Source organism: Henriciella sp., from assembly GCF_029936995.1.
Lineage (GTDB): Bacteria > Pseudomonadota > Alphaproteobacteria > Caulobacterales > Hyphomonadaceae > Henriciella.
Window position 1 is genome coordinate 15768 of record NZ_JAPYRE010000005.1, and the last position, 14854, is coordinate 30621.

The following is a 14854-nucleotide window of genomic DNA, read 5'->3' on the forward strand; positions in this document are numbered from 1 at the left end:
CTACAGCCATAGGGAAGAAAGATGGCATCGGAGGTTCATCGCATGTCTCACACTGAGCATCCCGGAAATCCGGTTTCGAAACGGATCCGGCAGCGGCTTGAAGCGTCAGGAAAGCGCTATTTCGCAAACGATAATATCGCCGATTTTATTGAGCCGGGAGAGCTGGAAGCTCTGCACGCAGAAGCAGAGAAAGCGGTGGAACATCTTCTGGATGCCCTGGTGATTGACCGCACATACGATCACAATACGCGTGACACGGCACCCCGGGTCGCGAAAATGTACCTGACGGAAGTCTTCGCCGGACGGTACGTGAACCCGCCAGAGACGACGGAATTCCCGAATGCGGAATCCCTGAACGAACTGATGATCGTCGGCCCTGTAACCGTGCGGAGTGCCTGCAGCCATCACCTTTGTCCGATCATTGGCCGCGTCTGGCTCGGCATCCTGCCGAATGCGAAATCGAACCTCATCGGGCTGTCGAAATACTCGCGGCTGACCAACTGGATCATGTCTCGTCCGCAGATCCAGGAAGAAGCGATCGTCCAGCTTGCCGACATGCTGGAAACGATGATCGTGCCGGACGGCATCGCCGTTGTCATGGAGGCAGATCATTTCTGCATGCACTGGCGGGGTGTGAAGGATGACGACACCCAGATGATCAACAGCGTCATGCGCGGCGAGTTTCTGGAAAACGCCTCGCTCCGGCGCGAATTTCTCACGCTCATACGTCTGCGATGAGAGTGAACTTACCCGCCAAGGAGTCGTTAGAGACGACTGACGAATTTTGCGGGAAGAGCAGGGAAAATCGTGCGGGGAGAGACCGCAGCCCAAGAAAAAGCCCGCCAGTGGCGGGCGATTTGCGGAAGTCCCAGATCTGGGCTCTGAAATTGGGTCTCGGTGGCGGAGAGGGAGGGATTCGAACCCTCGGAACGCGAAAAGCGCTCAACGGTTTTCGAGACCGCCCCGTTCGACCACTCCGGCACCTCTCCTACGGGGCGCGGACATAGCGTGCGGGGGCTGTATGCGCAAGCCCTTCATCTCATGCAGGACAGGGTTTGACATGCAGGCTTTGATAGTGTTTATCCGCGCCTTCATGTCCGGCGCTGGGCGCGTGCGGACACCTAGTTTATGAATTTTACCCTGCCGGAAGGACGAGGCCATGTTCGCGGTCATCAAGACGGGTGGCAAACAGTATAAAGTCGCCGAAGGCGATGAGATTGTCGTCGAAAAACTCGCAGCCGACGCTGGTGCTGACGTCACGTTTGACGTGATGATGCTTGGCGACGGCAAGACTGTCACGGCCGGTACGCCGCTGGTCAAAGGCGCAAGCGTTGTTGGTGAAGTCGCCACGCAGCGCAAGGGTGACAAGGTCACCATCATGAAGAAGCGCCAGCGCAATACCTATCGCCGCAAGAAAGGCCATCGCCAGCTTGAGACGGTCGTGACGATCACGTCCATCCTCAAGGACGGTGAAAAGGCCCCTGCGAAGAAGGCTGCTGCGCCGAAAAAGGCCGAAGCGCCAAAGGCCAAGGAAGAGGCTCCCAAGAAAGAAGCCAAGGCCGCACCGAAGAAGGCCGAGGCGAAAGCTGAAGCTCCGGCTGCCAAGAAAGAGGCTGCTCCCAAGAAGGAAGCGGCTGCAAAGGCAGACGCAAAGCCGAAGACGGATGAGCGCGGCCGCCTGGCGAAAGCCGAAGGCAAGAAGGATGATCTCAAGAAGATCACCGGCGTCGGCCCCGCCATGGAGAAAAAGCTCAACGAGGCAGGTGTCTTCCACTTCTGGCAGATCGCCGACCTCAAGAAGGCCCAGATCACCGAACTCGATGATGAAGCCGGTCTCGGCGGACGCATTGAGCGTGACGAATGGGTCAAGCAGGCCAAGCAACTGGCAAAGGACGCCTGAAGTCTGTTATAAGGCTTCAAGACGAGTTGAAGGAGCGCCACGATGGCACATAAGAAATCAGGCGGTTCATCCCGTAACGGCCGCGACTCAAACCCGAAATATCTCGGTGTGAAGAAGTTCGGCGGCCAGCATGTTGTCCCGGGCAACATCATTATCCGCCAGCGCGGCACGAAGACCTATGCAGGCAAAGGCGTCGGCATGGGCAAGGACCACACGCTGTACGCACTTGAAGAAGGCCGTGTGGACTTCAAGCGCTCGCGCGGCAACCGGCAGTATGTTTCTGTCGTGCCAGCGGCTGACGCTGCAGAATAGACAGGCGAGGTCCTCCGGCCTCGACCGCCGGAAGATCAAACCGATTATCGTTCAAGGGGAGACAGCCGGCTGTCTCCCCTTTTTCGTTGCGCGCTCACCGACTGGCGCAAAGCCCGGACCGTCAAGATGACAGAAATCAGAACAGAGCGTTTTCTCATGCGCCCGCCCGTGATTGACGATGCAGCAGCCATAGCCGACATCATTAGTGACAGGCGCATCTATGAAAACGTCGCCTCGATAGAGCCATCTCAGGGTATGGAGAAAACAGGCCGCTGGATTCTCAATGCCGAGCGCGGGGCGCAGCTTGGCACTGATCATGTCTTTCTGGTTGTCGAAGAAGGGGTGGTTATCGCCACAGCGGCGGCCCACCGCCGGGCAACGAGCGAACCTTTTGAGATCGGCTACTGGGTGGCGCCCGCACACTGGGGGCGTGGCGTGGCCACTGAAGCTGCTCGTGCGCTCGTCACCTGGCTGGAGGCACGCGGGCAGGCAGCAAAACTTGTCTCCGGTCATTTCAAGGATAATCCGGCGTCGGGCCGTGTCCTGGAGAAGCTTGGTTTTATAGTCACGCATGAGGCCCCGGTTTATTGCGTCGGACGGGGATGTGACGTCGATCACATCTTCATGGTCCGGAAAGCCGGAACAGAGTAGGACAGCGGCATGAAATTCCTTGATCAGACCAAGATCTACGTGAAAGCCGGTAATGGCGGACGGGGCAGTTCCTCGTTCCGGCGGGAAGCCTATGTCGAGTTTGGTGGCCCGGATGGCGGCGATGGCGGGCGTGGCGGCCATGTCTATGCCGAAGCCGTCGAGGGGCTGAACACGCTGATCGACTACCGCTACCAGCAGCATCACAAGGCCGAGCGTGGCGGGCATGGCATGGGCAAACAGCGCTATGGCCGGTCCGGCGAGGACAAGATCGTCAAGCTGCCGGTCGGCACGCAGATTTTCGAGGAAGACCGCGAGACCCTGATCGCGGACCTCACAGAAGTCGGCCAGCGCGTCATGCTGGCGCGTGGCGGTAATGGCGGCTGGGGCAATATCCACTTCAAGACGTCGACTAACCGCGCGCCGCGCCGTGCCAATCCGGGCGAAGAGGGTGAAGAACGTACGGTCTGGTTGCGCCTGAAGCTGATCGCCGACGCCGGACTTCTTGGCCTGCCGAATGCGGGTAAATCGACCTTCATCCGCGCAGCAACGGCAGCCAAGCCCAAGGTTGCCGACTATCCGTTCACGACCCTCCACCCCGGTCTCGGTGTGGTCGATCTCGGCCCTGGCACACGTTTCGTGCTGGCAGATATTCCCGGCCTGATCGAAGGGGCAGCAGAAGGGGCCGGTCTTGGCCATCGTTTCCTCGGACATGTCGAGCGCTGTAAGGTTCTGCTCCACCTCATAGATTGCACACAGGACGATGTTGCCGGGGCCTGGCGCACGATCCGGAATGAACTGGAAGAGTATCAGTCAGGTATGGGAACCAAGCCGGAGATTGTTGCGCTGACCAAGGTGGATTCCCTGACAGAAGAGCTCATCGATGAGCAGGCAGCCCAGCTGGAAGCCGCATGCGGGCAGACGCCGCTGCGAATCTCTTCGGTTGCTGGCACCGGCGTTCGCAAGGCGCTCGGGCTGATCGCTAGAGAACTCGGTCACATCGAAGCGGCAATCGAGGAAGAAGCCGACGCCGATGAAGAGGGCTGGCAGCCCTGATGTCGAGCCCGCTGGCTTCCGCGCGCCGGATTGTCATCAAGACCGGTTCTGCGCTGATCGCCGCGAAGGGTGAGGCCCGGCGCGACTGGCTGGCCGGCCTGGCTGCGGATATGGCGGCGCTGAAAGCCGAAGGCCGGGAAGTCGTCTGGGTATCCTCCGGGGCCGTCGCACTTGGGCGCAACCATCTGGGCAAGACCAGGCCACGCAAGCTGGAAGAGAAACAGGCCGCCGCCGCGCTTGGCCAGCCACTGCTGATGTCAGCGATTGCCGAAGCTTTTGCGCCTCACGGCATCAAGGCCGCCCAGGCCCTGCTGACGCTGGAGGATACTGAACGCCGCCGCCGCTGGATCAATGCACGCGCGACGCTGGATACCCTGCTGGCCGCCGGTGCCGTGCCTGTCATCAATGAGAATGACACAGTCGCGACCGAGGAAATCCGTTACGGGGACAATGACCGGCTGGCCGCGCGTGTTGCCCAGATGCTGAGTGCAGACGTGCTGGTCCTGTTATCTGATGTCGACGGGCTGTACACCGCAGACCCGCGCAAGGATGCAACGGCTGTCCATATCCCTGAGCTCTATGAGCTAACAGCCGAACACGAAGCGATGGCAGGCGCTGCGAACGCCGCTGAAGGCGTCGGCTCTGGCGGGATGGCGACCAAGCTTGCCGCCGCCCGTATTGCTTATGGGGCGGGCTGTGCGACAGCCATAACGCTGGGCGAGCATGACCGTCCGCTGTCTGTTGTGAGGGCAGGGGGACGCGCGACATGGATCATACCGCCTGTTTCGCCCGCCACAGCACGCCAGACCTGGCTGAAGGGGCACCTCACACCGGAAGGCGCAGTAATCGTGGATTCCGGGGCAGTGAAAGCCCTGGCACACGGCTCAAGCCTGCTCGCGGTCGGTGTGACAGGGGTTGATGGCCGGTTCGAGAAGGGCGCGGCTGTCGCCATCAAGGGACCGGATGGAGCAACGGTTGCAAAAGGGGTTACGGCTTATGATGCCGCCGATGTGCAGCGTATTGCGGGCGCGCACACCGATGATATCGAGGCCCGGCTTGGCTATCGTGGACGCCCGGCCGTCATCCACCGTGATGATCTTGTGCTCGAGCGCTAGCCTCCTCGTGCTTGCTACACCGAAAACAACTTGACCTTAAGTCCCCCGGCTGGCCCATTGCGCCGCCATGGGAGGAAGAACAATTTCATCGAGAATGATCGGACTGGTGCTCGGCCCGGCGCTGGCGCTTGTCATGTTGCTGTCAGGTACGCCCGAGGGACTGAGCTTCGCCGCCTGGGGGACAGGGTGCCTGCTGGCCTGGATGGCGGTCTGGTGGGCGACTGAAGCCATACCTATTCCAGCGACCTCCCTGCTACCGCTTGTCGTGCTTCCGCTGATCGACGCGGGTAGTCCACGTGAAGTTGGCGGCGATTATATGCATCACATCGTGGTCCTGCTGCTGGGCGGGTTCATCATCGCGATGGGAATCGAGCGGTGGGGGCTGCACAAGCGGATCGCATTGAATGTTGTCACGCGGGTGGGCACCTCGCCGCGCGTACTGATCTTCGGCTTCATGGTCGCCACTGCGCTGCTCTCGATGTGGATTTCGAATACTGCGACGACCCTAATGATGGTGCCAATTGCCTTGTCAGCGGCCGGCGCGATAGGCGGCGACTCGCGTGTCTTCACGACCGCCCTCCTGCTGGGTGTTTGCTATGCCGCGTCGATTGGCGGGGTCGGAACGCCCATCGGGACGCCGACCAATCTCATCGCGATCAACTGGCTTCAGGCTGAAGCTGGCGCGACCATCGGCTTTCCGCAATGGATGGCGTTTGGCATTCCTGCAGCGATGCTGCTTGTGCCGGTGGCATGGTGGAGCGTGACGCGCGGCCTTCCGGCTGTTGAAGGCGGCGCATCGATACGTGAAGATATCCGCCAGCAGCTTCGCGCCCTCGGCCGGGTGACGACGCCGGAAGCGCGTTGCGCAAGTGTTTTCGGGCTGATCGCGTTTCTCTGGGTGATGCGGCTCATCATCGTGAATGCGCTGGATGCGGCCGGATGGGACCTGCTCTCGACCTATAGCGGCGCGCAGGTCGACATGATGATCGCGATTTTTGGTGCGGTGCTGATGTTCATCGTTCCGGCCGACGCAGGAGAGCGCCGCGCGCTTCTCAACTGGGAAGAAGCCGAACGCCTGCCCTGGGGGGTGCTGATCCTTTTTGGCGGCGGCATCGCGCTCGGGAATGCAGTTTCGCGGACCGGGCTTTCAGCCTGGATTGGCGAGCAGCTGAGCGTGCTTCAGGTCCTGCCGCCGCTCTTTTTTATCTGCGCGGTCGTCCTGCTCGTCATCTTCCTAACGGAGCTCACCTCCAATGTCGCGACGATGACGACGCTTGCGCCGATTCTCGGGGCGCTGTCAGTTGGCATTGGCGCGGCGCCGGAAAGCCTGCTGGCACCGGCTGCCGTGGCGGCGTCCTGTGCTTTCATGCTGCCCGTCGCGACGGCACCGAACGCAATCATTTATGCCAGCGGCGAAGTCACCATCGGCCAGATGATGCGCCGCGGCCTGCGCGTAAACCTGATCGGGGTCGTGATCATATCTGCGATCGGCTACTGGATCGCACCGCTTGTTCTCTAGGCGGTCTAGTCGTCTTCGTCGTTTTCCCCAAAGCCGTTCTCGATGAGTTCGGCGACAGCTTCGACAGAGCTTTCAGCGTCCGGCCCGGTTGCCTTGACGGTGATGTTGCTGCCCTGATGGGCGGCCAGCATCAAGAGGTCCATGATGGAGTGGGCATTGGCCACGTCATCATCGCGGACCAGGAAAACCTGCGCCGGCAGTGTGGCCGCCAAACGGGCAAGCTTCGCCGAGGCGCGTGCATGTAGGCCCTTCCGGTTGACGATCCTGACGTCTTTCTCGACGGATGTTCCTGTATCGCTCACGCAGTGCGGTCCATGACTTCTGAAGCCACCCTGATATATTTCTGGCCAGCGTCACGTCCAACGCGTACCGCCTCATCGAACTTCACATCTTCGCGAACCTCGATCAGCTTGATGAGCATGGGAAGGTTCACCCCGGCAATCACGTCGATCCGGGCATCCGGCATGACAGAGATCGCCAGATTGGACGGCGTGCCTCCGAACATGTCGGTCGCGATGATCACGCCCTTGCCGGTATTACACGCAGCAACAGTCTCGCGGATCTGCTCGCGCCGGGCGTCGATGTCATCTTCGGCTTCTATCGAGATGGAGCGGAAATATTCCTGCTCGCCGACGACATGCTCTGTCGCACGCACAAGTTCGCGAGCCAGTTTACCATGGCTGACAACAACTATTCCGATCATTCCGGTCCTACCGCTGCTCCGTGAACTGAAATGCTGACAGACCGGGCAGGGAGGTCAAGTTGTTTCCACGCACAGGCGGTTAATTTGCTGGAAGTTCAACGATGAAGCAGGCCCCGCCGCCATCCCGGTTCTCGGCCCATACCCGGCCCATATGGGTTGTCGCGATCTGCCGGACGATCGACAGGCCAAGACCTGAATTCTTGCCGAAGGCAGAACCTTTGGGCCGGTCTGTATAAAAGCGGTCGAAGATTTTCTCGAGCTTGTCTTCGGGAAGGCCTGGCCCTTCGTCCTCGATCATGATGCGGGCAGTGGTCTGAGGCCCTATGCGGCCCTGCTCGATGCGCACGCGGACCGTGCCGGCTTCGGGTGAAAAGGACAGTGCATTGTCGATAAGGTTGCGGATCACCTGGCCAAGCGGGCCTTCGCGCCCGCGCACACGCAGGCCCGCCCCCATGGTTGCATCGTCATAGACGACTTTCGCCCTGTCGTCGCGGACTGCCAGATGCTCGTAAGTCGAGACGATATCCTCCACAAAGCGTGCGATATTGAGCGTCTCGGTCGGCACACGCGTAATTTCGGCTTCAAGGCGCGAAGCGTTGGAGATGTCGGTTATCAGCCGGTCCAGACGGCCGACATCCTGCGCAATCACCTTGTGCAGCTTCTGCATCGCTTCGGGATTGTCCTGCACACGTTCTGCCGTCTCGACCGCCGAGCGGATGGAGGTCAGCGGGTTCTTGAGCTCATGTGCGACGTCGGCGGCAAAGCGCTCGTTCGATGTAATCCGCTCAAACAGCGCTTCAGTCATCGACTGCATGGAATTTGCCAGCGCGCCGATCTCGTCCCGCCGCCGGGTGATATTGGGCAGGTCGAGTTGCTGGGTTGACCCGGTTCGTACCTCGTCGGCGGCCCGTGAGAGGCGCCGGAGCGGCCTGGCGATGCCGATTGTGAGCAGGCCGGAGGTTATCATGGCGACCAGGACCGCCACACCGATGAACGGGATCAGGGCCGCGCGCTCTGCCCGGATGATCTCGTCAATGTCATTGGATTCGAGCGTCAGGACGCCCACGACGGCAGAGACGTGCTGGACGGGGACGGAAACAGAGATAATCCGCTGGCCGCGGTCATTGAAACGCTGGCTGGCAGCTTCCCCTCCGCCGATGGCCACGTTGAACTCCTGCTCGAAAGTCTGTGTGCGCACCGCATCGCCGCCGCGATTGGGCACGAGCGCACCAAAGGTCGAAACCGCCCATTCCGAGAGAGACCGGCTCCAGCGTGAAAGCTGGCTTGGTTCCTGGATTGGCGGAAGTGAGGATACGATGACGCGGTCGGATAGGAAGTAGCTGTCACCGACAAGTTCGCCGCCATCGGTATAGACCTTGCCGCGCACGGAAACAGGAAGCGAAAGGTCTGCCAGCGTGGCGCGGGCCAGGTTCTCGTCCATGACGGGCGACGGCTGGCCGAACGTCGCCCCCTCGGCCAGAAGGTTGGAAAACACCTGCGCCTGGGCAACGAGATCCTGTTTCTTGGCGACCACAAAGCTCGCCCGCATCTCGTTGAGCACCATTGCGCCGATAATCAGGATGGCCAGCCCGGCCAGGTTGGAAGCGAAGATCAGCCGGGCGATACGCGAGCCGAAAAGGTGCCGGCCGCGCGGTCCTTCCGCCTTTCTGCGTTCGCTGTCCTGCCGCGTCATGGCCATCCTGTATTACATGCAGGCCTCAGCCAGATCAGGCGTCAGCGGCGACTTTCATGGAAACGATGGAATCGGGATTGCGCACCGGTTCGCCCCGCTTGAGCTGGTCGATGTTTTCCATACCTTCCGTCACCTTGCCCCAGACCGTGTACTGGTTGTCGAGGAAACGGGCATCATCGAACACGATGAAAAACTGCGAATTGGCCGAGTCGGGATTGTTGGTCCGGGCCATGGAGCATGTGCCGCGCGTATGCGGCTCCGCGTTGAATTCGGCCTTGAGGTCGGGCTTGTCCGAGCCGCCCGTGCCTGTCCCGTTCGGGCAGCCGGCCTGGGCCATGAAGCCGTCGATCACGCGATGAAAGACGATACCGTCATAAAAGCCCTCGCGCGCCAGCTCCTTGATGCGGGCCACGTGATTGGGGGCAAGATCCGGGCGAAGTTCGATTTTTACTTCGCCTTTGGTGGTTTCGAGAAGGATCGTGTTTTCAGCGTCTGCCATGTCTTGTCTCCATGAATGATTTCACCTCCCGGCATAAGCCGGGCAGGCGCACGAGCAAAGCCCCCAACGCACCCTATTGCCCGGCGTCGCGACAGACGTTAGCGCTTTTCATACAACACGAACGAGTAGGAAACACGCCATGACGCTTTCGCTTTACGACACGGTCATCCCGCCATTCAAGCAATTGGTGGGCAGTATGCAAGGCGTCCTCGAGAAAGGCGCCCAGCACTATGAAGCGAAAGGCCGCAGCCCGGACGACCTCCTGCGCGAGCGGATCTTTGATGACATGCTGCCGCTTACCTTCCAGATCGATTCAGTCGTGCACCATTCGATCGAGGCGATAGAAGAAGTGAAGGCCGGTGTCTCCCATGCCAGGTCCAGCATTCCAGAAAAAGACTATGCCGGTTTTCAGGCGATGGTGGCCGAGGCCAGGCAGAAGTTGGACGCACTGAGCCGTGACGAAGTCGATGCGCTCGCTGGCAAGGATGTGGTCTTCAAGTTCAAGGACCTGGAAATGCCGTTCAAGGCAGAAGGGTTCCTGCTCTCATTCTCGAAACCCAACCTCTATTTTCACGCGACCACGGCTTATGACATCCTTCGCATGAAAGGTGTGCCGCTCGGCAAGCAGGATTTCCTGGGGCAGCTTCAGCTCAAGACCTGAAGGAGGCGGCTGGCTCAGCTCTCATTGTAGCGGTAGCCGACCCCGTAAAGTGTCTCGATCGCGTCGAATTCCTTGTCGGTTTCGCGGAATTTCTTGCGCAGGCGTTTGATGTGGCTGTCGATGGTGCGGTCGTCGACATAGATCTGGTCGTCATAGGCGGCATCCATCAGCTGGTCGCGGGATTTCACATAACCCGGCCGCTGGGCCAGCGATTGCAAGATCAGGAATTCAGTCACCGTCAGGCGCACCGGCTCGCCATCCCAGGAGCAGGCGTGGCGGTTCGGGTCCAGCGTCAGGCGTCCGCGCACGATCGGCTTCTGGTCGCCTTCTTCTTCGCCGGGCTCTCCAGCGCGTGCACGGCGCAGAACAGCTTTCACGCGTTCTGACAGAAGCCGGTTGGAGCAGGGCTTGCGGACAAAATCGTCCGCGCCGATATTGAAGCCGATGACCTCGTCGATCTCTTCATCCTTGGACGTCAGGAAGATGACCGGCATTTCTGAGGTCTGGCGAAGGCGGCGCAGGAGTTCCATGCCGTCCATCTTGGGCATCTTGACGTCAAGTATGGCAAGATCGGGCGGCGTTTCCGTCAGCCCCGAAAGGGCGGCAAGACCGTCATAATAGGTCTTTACGGTATAGCCCTCCGCCTCGAAGAACATTTTCAGCGATGCGACGATATTTTCATCGTCATCAACAAGTGCAAGCGTCGCCATGGTGCCTCCTTCAAACCCTAGTGCCAGCGGGGCCGGCCCGGTGCGCAGCGTTCAAACACGGTTTGCCTCACACCGGAAGCCCTCGGCCCGCGATTACTGAACCGTCATGATGTGGCAGCCCTTGGCTCGAACCAAGACAATTTGAGGGCCTGTCTGTTCTGATGTGTCACAATCGTGCACACTCTGCACCGGGGAATTGAGCATGATTCTTGCTTCTCGCCTCTCAGGCTAGTTCCGGAGGATCGGAAAATGGGTGCAGAACGGGTCAACTGGGTCGATTACGGCAAGGGTATTTGCATCATCCTGGTGGTAATGATGCATTCCACTTTGAATTATGGCGATATGGTCGGTGGCACTGGCTGGATGCATGATGTGGTCGCCTTCGCCAAACCTTTCCGGATGCCGGACTTTTTTCTGATCGCGGGCCTTTTTCTTTCCCGGTCGATACATGGGCCGTTGCGAGACTATATTGACCGCAAGGTCATTCATTTCGCCTATTTCTACATTCTCTGGCTCGCGCTCCAGACGCTGGCCTTCGAAGCAGACCAGATCCTGACAGATCCGGCTGCGGTCGTCATTATCTTCCTGAAACAGCTCGTTTTTCCAGCTTCGAGCCTGTGGTTCATTCACCAGCTGCTCGTTTTCTACGTGGTGACACGTCTGGTGCGGAACATTCCTGCTGTCGGTGTCTTCGCGGGGGCCTGCCTGCTGCATGTGGCTTTCTATGCCGGGGCAATCGAGACCGGCTGGTCGGTCACCGACCGGTTTGCCAACTGGTATGTCTTCTTCTTCGCCGGGTATGCCTTTGCCCCAGCTGTCTTCGCCTTTGCGCGCCGTGCAACAGAGCGCTGGCAGATCGCGTTGGCAGCGCTCCTCGCCTGGGCGCTCTGGAACCATGCCATTGTCAGCTTCGGCTGGGGTGAGCTGCCCGGCGTCAGTCTGATGCTCGGGTTTGCGGGGGCCTTTGCCATCGTGACAGCGGCCGCCCTTCTTTCGCATTTCAATCTTGGCAATGCCCTGCGCTATGCGGGCAAGCACTCGATCGTGATCTATCTGACCTTCTTCATACCAATGAAAGTGGCGCAGAAAGGGCTCGCCCAGACAGGGCTCATTCCGGATATCGGGACAGCAAGCCTTGTCGTGCTGACTGTGGCGGTCGTCTCGCCGCTGATCCTGCACCGCCTGATCAAGGGCACGCCGCTGATCGCGATCTATGAGCGTCCGGCCATGTTCCGCCTGCGCAAGGAGAGCCCGGCCAAGGCGAAGATTGCCAACCCGGCTGAAGCCTGAGAGCGGGGCGAAACGTCCCGCAAGCGTCCACGGTCCATAGAGCAGATTCTGTCGGATTTCATGGTGTGACAGGGGTCTGGTGGCGGTGTGGGAGCGGTCCGGAAATCAGCTGTCTACAGAGACTGTCTCACACCCGCCGGACATAATAGGCGACGGCATAGTCGGTAGCGTAGCGCGCCTCGCCGGCAAGTTCGAAACCGAGGCGGCGATGGAAGCGGTGTGAGCCCGGATTGTCCGGATCGGTGTTGATCTCGCAGCCGAGATAGTCGTGGTCTGCGGCCTGCCTGAAGGCAGCTTCATAGAGCTGCTGGCCAAGCCGCTGCCCACGCCCGCGCGCGGCAATCGCGATCCGGTCGACATAGTGAAGGCTCGCCCCCTTTTCGGCCTGCCAGCGCTCGAACCAGCGCAGATTATCGCTCGGATAGGCCTCAGTGCCCGGTGCGACGAGATTGATGAAGCCGAGCGGGCTGTCGTCTTCATCTGCCGCGACAAGGCAGGTGCCGAGCCCGATGAGCTTGCCGAGGCTTGCCTCTGTCTCGTCGGAGACGCCGGGTGTGGACTGAGCATTGATCGCAGAGAGGGCGGGCAAGTCGGCAGGGGTGTAGTCGCGTATGGGCATAGGCCGGGTTTAGCCGGGCCGGGAGGTGCTGCCTAGTCTCGGGCGTGACCGATGCACACGGCTATTCCAGCACGACCTCTTTCAGCCATTCTGCTTGTACGTCGTAATAGCCGTCTACCTTTGAGCGGCTCTCCATGGCCTGCATCTCTCTTATGCTGCCGGTCTCGGCAGTATCGAGATTGTGGTTGGCGTCCGGAAAGGTCTCGACGCGAAGGCTCGCCTCGGGGTTCTGGCCGATGGTCTCTTCATAGAGCGCGCGCGTCTTGCGCCAGTCGACATTGAGGTCCTTCTCGCCAAACACGGCCAGCACATCGATATCGAGCCCGGAGAGCATCTTGCCGAAGTCCTGGATATTGACCGACATGCCGGTCTCGGGATCGAAATTCTGCCGGCGCATTTCGGGCGGCATGGAGAGAAAGCCCTGCTGCTCCATCTCGTAAGCTTCGCGTGTATAGTTCGGCCCCATCATGCGGGTGACATACTCATTGGCCCGCAATGCCGGCGTGGCAGCCTCATAGGCCTCGAAAGAGCCGCCGCTGCTGAACACCTCGAAGCCGGCCCGCCATTCGGCGTCGATGGTGCGCGCCTCGTCTTCGCTATAGCCTTCATGCGGCAGGTTGGAGATGATGAGATACTGGTAGTTATCCTCTGCCGTGACACCGCCAACCGAAATCCAGAAATCCATTTCCGGGTCCTGCGACAGCGCAATAGGCGCGATCCAGCCGCCACGGCTCAAGCCCCAGAGGCCGATCCGCCCTGCGCCGGGTACCGCCTGCTCGCGTAGCCAGGCTGCCGCATCGAGGACTTCCTGCGCGCTGTCATGGACCGGCTGGTTGATGTCGAACGTCCCCTCGCTCTCGCCCTGGCCCGGCTTGTCCCATGTCACCGTGGTGATGCCGAGCCCGGTAAACCGCTCGCGCAGGCCGGCATACTTGTTCTGGCCGCGAATATCGGTGCCGCCATAGCCGTGGATAAAGATGACGAGCGCCTTGGCCTCGCCGCTTGCGGGCACATCCATGACGCCGGACAGCGTCTTGCCGCCGCTCTCGAAGGTGAAATCGCTTGTCGTGGCGGCGTCTCCAGCCTGGCCGCTGGCCGGGCTGGAGGCGAACAGGATGGCGGCAAGCATGACAGCCAGCAGGCCGCGCGACGTATGAAGCATAGTGTCCCCTCGGAGCTTGGTCTGCGGGAACTTTAGGCGATCGCCGGACTGGCGCAACTGCGGATGTCAAAGTGCGATATCGCGGCCGGTAAGAAGTGCGCGGTGTCCGATCTGCTCGACATGATCAAGGATGAAAACCGCCGAGTATGGCGCTCGGCATATTCAAAAGGTCGTGGAGAAACCAATTTCACTATTGTGCGCACGCCTCCTTTAAGTTCTTTTTGAGGCGAAAAATATACTGGAGGGTGATTTGAGAGGATTGGCTATTACAGCAACGAGCATGTTCGTGATTGGATGTGCTACGCCGAGTTACAACTATGTTCCTACGACCGAGTCATTTAGTAGGCCTCCGATTGGTGACAGAACTGTTGCCACAGTTGGGGACCGTATGTTGGCGCAAGGACAAGTTACGGAACGCGATGCGCTTAAAGTGAGCGAATCTTTCAAGATATCAGGGTATTCTCTAACTCCTGGTTTTTTTCCAAAAACTGGCGAAGACGAGAATTCGGTGTTCTTTTCTTTCCTTCCATCGCCAATGAATACCGGAGATGGGAATACGCTAGGCGGATTACAAAAAGGGGTGCTAATGGATCCCGCCGCGAGTCTTGAGTTCGAAAAGGAAACAGGAAAGATTTGTGTAGTAACTGTTTTCAATCTGCACACTTGTCGGGACCGGTCCGAGCGCTTCGAGATTACAAAGTTTGTGCAGGCTGGGGACTCTTCTTTTCAGCAGACTTTATATTACAATGGCCGTGTAGCTAATAAGATTAACATAGGTTATCGCGAGTATTCCGGGTCGATGGCCCGCCCTGCGTTTAGTAATGAGGTCGAATATGACCTTTCGGTATCAGATGAGTTTTCCTATCGCGGCGCAAAGATAAAAGTATTTAATGCCAATAACAATCAAATCGAGTACGAAGTTCTTAAGAACTTTAGGGGCGTGAACTAATATGTCTTAAAGGGTCCC

17 protein-coding genes and 1 tRNA gene are annotated in these 14854 nt (G+C 59.6%); 10 read left to right on the forward strand and 8 right to left on the reverse strand.

Going from position 1 to position 14854, the window contains the following annotated elements; genetic code table 11:
• Positions 1-42: 42 nt before the first annotated feature.
• Positions 43-738, forward strand: a complete 696-nt coding sequence (gene folE / locus Q1K31_RS12050; RefSeq protein ID WP_300379790.1) for a GTP cyclohydrolase I — start codon at positions 43-45, stop codon at positions 736-738.
• A 160-nt stretch (positions 739-898) separates the two neighbouring features.
• On the opposite strand, the gene Q1K31_RS12055 is transcribed toward folE, so the two are convergent.
• Positions 899-989: transfer RNA gene (locus tag Q1K31_RS12055), tRNA-Ser, on the reverse strand.
• Between the two features lie 170 nt (positions 990-1159).
• Between Q1K31_RS12055 and rplU the strand changes: the two genes are divergently transcribed.
• From rplU to Q1K31_RS12085, 6 genes are all read left to right on the forward strand, one after another.
• Positions 1160-1900, forward strand: coding sequence for a 50S ribosomal protein L21 (gene rplU / locus Q1K31_RS12060; protein WP_300379792.1), 741 nt, complete (start codon positions 1160-1162; stop codon positions 1898-1900).
• A gap of 42 nt (positions 1901-1942) precedes the next feature.
• Positions 1943-2212, forward strand: a complete 270-nt coding sequence (gene rpmA, locus Q1K31_RS12065; protein WP_300379794.1) for a 50S ribosomal protein L27 — start codon at positions 1943-1945, stop codon at positions 2210-2212.
• 126 nt (positions 2213-2338) lie between these two features.
• Complete coding sequence (locus tag Q1K31_RS12070) at positions 2339-2863, forward strand: GNAT family N-acetyltransferase (protein WP_300379796.1); 525 nt, start codon at positions 2339-2341, stop codon at positions 2861-2863.
• A 9-nt stretch (positions 2864-2872) separates the two neighbouring features.
• Entirely contained in the window at positions 2873-3916 is a 1044-nt protein-coding gene (gene obgE, locus Q1K31_RS12075; RefSeq protein ID WP_300379799.1) for a GTPase ObgE, read from the forward strand.
• Complete coding sequence (gene proB, locus Q1K31_RS12080; protein WP_300379802.1) at positions 3916-5031, forward strand: glutamate 5-kinase; 1116 nt, start codon at positions 3916-3918, stop codon at positions 5029-5031. Before obgE ends, proB begins: the two co-directional genes overlap by 1 nt.
• Before the next feature lie 94 nt (positions 5032-5125).
• Positions 5126-6550 (forward strand): SLC13 family permease, encoded by a 1425-nt coding sequence (locus Q1K31_RS12085; RefSeq protein ID WP_300379804.1) that lies wholly within the window; start codon positions 5126-5128, stop codon positions 6548-6550.
• 5 nt (positions 6551-6555) lie between these two features.
• Here Q1K31_RS12085 and Q1K31_RS12090 read toward each other — a convergent pair whose 3' ends face one another.
• The 4 genes from Q1K31_RS12090 to Q1K31_RS12105 all read right to left on the reverse strand — a co-directional run bounded on the left by Q1K31_RS12090 (position 6556) and on the right by Q1K31_RS12105 (position 9445).
• Entirely contained in the window at positions 6556-6852 is a 297-nt protein-coding gene (locus tag Q1K31_RS12090; protein ID WP_300379807.1) for an HPr family phosphocarrier protein, read from the reverse strand.
• The gene (locus Q1K31_RS12095) at positions 6849-7253 is read right to left on the reverse strand and encodes a PTS sugar transporter subunit IIA (protein ID WP_300379810.1); all 405 of its coding nucleotides are present in this window, start codon (positions 7251-7253) and stop codon (positions 6849-6851) included. Before Q1K31_RS12095 ends, Q1K31_RS12090 begins: the two co-directional genes overlap by 4 nt.
• A 79-nt stretch (positions 7254-7332) precedes the next feature.
• Entirely contained in the window at positions 7333-8946 is a 1614-nt protein-coding gene (locus Q1K31_RS12100; protein ID WP_300379813.1) for a stimulus-sensing domain-containing protein, read from the reverse strand.
• A gap of 34 nt (positions 8947-8980) precedes the next feature.
• Positions 8981-9445, reverse strand: a complete 465-nt coding sequence (locus Q1K31_RS12105; RefSeq protein ID WP_300379816.1) for a peptidylprolyl isomerase — start codon at positions 9443-9445, stop codon at positions 8981-8983.
• A 139-nt stretch (positions 9446-9584) separates the two neighbouring features.
• Here Q1K31_RS12105 and Q1K31_RS12110 point away from each other — a divergent pair, with 139 nt between their 5' ends.
• On the forward strand, positions 9585-10106 hold the full coding sequence (locus Q1K31_RS12110) for a DUF1993 family protein (protein WP_300379818.1): 522 nt from the start codon (positions 9585-9587) through the stop codon (positions 10104-10106).
• A gap of 14 nt (positions 10107-10120) precedes the next feature.
• On the opposite strand, the gene Q1K31_RS12115 is transcribed toward Q1K31_RS12110, so the two are convergent.
• Positions 10121-10816 (reverse strand): response regulator transcription factor, encoded by a 696-nt coding sequence (locus Q1K31_RS12115; RefSeq protein ID WP_300379821.1) that lies wholly within the window; start codon positions 10814-10816, stop codon positions 10121-10123.
• A gap of 249 nt (positions 10817-11065) precedes the next feature.
• Between Q1K31_RS12115 and Q1K31_RS12120 the strand changes: the two genes are divergently transcribed.
• Positions 11066-12106: an acyltransferase family protein gene (locus Q1K31_RS12120; protein ID WP_300379824.1), complete on the forward strand. Its 1041-nt coding sequence runs from the start codon at positions 11066-11068 to the stop codon at positions 12104-12106.
• Between the two features lie 127 nt (positions 12107-12233).
• Here the strand turns inward: Q1K31_RS12120 and Q1K31_RS12125 are convergent, their stop codons facing one another.
• Positions 12234-12725, reverse strand: coding sequence for a GNAT family N-acetyltransferase (locus tag Q1K31_RS12125; RefSeq protein ID WP_300379827.1), 492 nt, complete (start codon positions 12723-12725; stop codon positions 12234-12236).
• Positions 12726-12786: 61 nt separating this feature from the next.
• Entirely contained in the window at positions 12787-13887 is a 1101-nt protein-coding gene (locus tag Q1K31_RS12130) for an alpha/beta fold hydrolase (protein ID WP_300379830.1), read from the reverse strand.
• A 259-nt stretch (positions 13888-14146) separates the two neighbouring features.
• Between Q1K31_RS12130 and Q1K31_RS12135 the strand changes: the two genes are divergently transcribed.
• Positions 14147-14836, forward strand: coding sequence for a hypothetical protein (locus tag Q1K31_RS12135; RefSeq protein WP_300379833.1), 690 nt, complete (start codon positions 14147-14149; stop codon positions 14834-14836).
• The last annotated feature ends 18 nt before the right edge of the window (positions 14837-14854 follow it).

Excerpts from the sequence above, each read along its gene's own strand:
- folE (WP_300379790.1), top strand. The coding sequence starts at position 43 with ATGTCTCACACTGAGCATCCCGGAAATCCGGTTTCGAAACGGATCCGG.
- rplU (WP_300379792.1), top strand. The coding sequence starts at position 1,160 with ATGTTCGCGGTCATCAAGACGGGTGGCAAACAGTATAAAGTCGCCGAA.
- rpmA (WP_300379794.1), top strand. The coding sequence starts at position 1,943 with ATGGCACATAAGAAATCAGGCGGTTCATCCCGTAACGGCCGCGACTCA.
- Q1K31_RS12070 (WP_300379796.1), top strand. The coding sequence starts at position 2,339 with ATGACAGAAATCAGAACAGAGCGTTTTCTCATGCGCCCGCCCGTGATT.
- obgE (WP_300379799.1), top strand. The coding sequence starts at position 2,873 with ATGAAATTCCTTGATCAGACCAAGATCTACGTGAAAGCCGGTAATGGC.
- proB (WP_300379802.1), top strand. The coding sequence starts at position 3,916 with ATGTCGAGCCCGCTGGCTTCCGCGCGCCGGATTGTCATCAAGACCGGT.
- Q1K31_RS12085 (WP_300379804.1), top strand. The coding sequence starts at position 5,126 with ATGATCGGACTGGTGCTCGGCCCGGCGCTGGCGCTTGTCATGTTGCTG.
- Q1K31_RS12095 (WP_300379810.1), bottom strand. The coding sequence starts at position 7,253 with ATGATCGGAATAGTTGTTGTCAGCCATGGTAAACTGGCTCGCGAACTT.
- Q1K31_RS12100 (WP_300379813.1), bottom strand. The coding sequence starts at position 8,946 with ATGACGCGGCAGGACAGCGAACGCAGAAAGGCGGAAGGACCGCGCGGC.
- Q1K31_RS12105 (WP_300379816.1), bottom strand. The coding sequence starts at position 9,445 with ATGGCAGACGCTGAAAACACGATCCTTCTCGAAACCACCAAAGGCGAA.
- Q1K31_RS12110 (WP_300379818.1), top strand. The coding sequence starts at position 9,585 with ATGACGCTTTCGCTTTACGACACGGTCATCCCGCCATTCAAGCAATTG.
- Q1K31_RS12115 (WP_300379821.1), bottom strand. The coding sequence starts at position 10,816 with ATGGCGACGCTTGCACTTGTTGATGACGATGAAAATATCGTCGCATCG.
- Q1K31_RS12120 (WP_300379824.1), top strand. The coding sequence starts at position 11,066 with ATGGGTGCAGAACGGGTCAACTGGGTCGATTACGGCAAGGGTATTTGC.
- Q1K31_RS12125 (WP_300379827.1), bottom strand. The coding sequence starts at position 12,725 with ATGCCCATACGCGACTACACCCCTGCCGACTTGCCCGCCCTCTCTGCG.
- Q1K31_RS12130 (WP_300379830.1), bottom strand. The coding sequence starts at position 13,887 with ATGCTTCATACGTCGCGCGGCCTGCTGGCTGTCATGCTTGCCGCCATC.